Genomic DNA, 273 nt, shown 5'->3' with positions numbered 1-273 from the left:
GCAGATTTACAGAGAAAGAGGCTTTCATGCGAGCATCGGAACCAAGCCGCACTGCGATCGGTGCGGCAGCCTATCGAGCAGCGCACCAGAGCGTGGATGGCGGCGCCATCTTCTTGGACCCCTATGCCCGCCGCATCCTCGGCGAGGTGGCCTGCGCCGAAGCAGACCTGAAAGCCCAGGACCCCTCCACACGATCCTTTCGCCTGTTTATGGCGGCGCGAAGCCGATATGCCGAAGATTGCCTTGCCCTCTCCTTTGCAAGGGGCGTCAGGC

Annotated in this window: 1 protein-coding gene; it reads left to right on the top strand. The window is 62.3% G+C overall.

Translation table 11 applies throughout. From position 1 onward, the window contains the following. Window positions 1-26: 26 nt before the first annotated feature. Window positions 27-273 (top strand): class I SAM-dependent methyltransferase (locus AF337_RS33185; RefSeq protein WP_193393692.1); only part of this gene is annotated, 247 nt, incomplete at its 3' end.

This window comes from Rhizobium ecuadorense, from assembly GCF_001187535.1.
In the GTDB taxonomy this organism is placed as follows: domain Bacteria; phylum Pseudomonadota; class Alphaproteobacteria; order Rhizobiales; family Rhizobiaceae; genus Rhizobium; species Rhizobium ecuadorense.
This window is presented reverse-complemented; position numbering and strand designations above follow the sequence as displayed.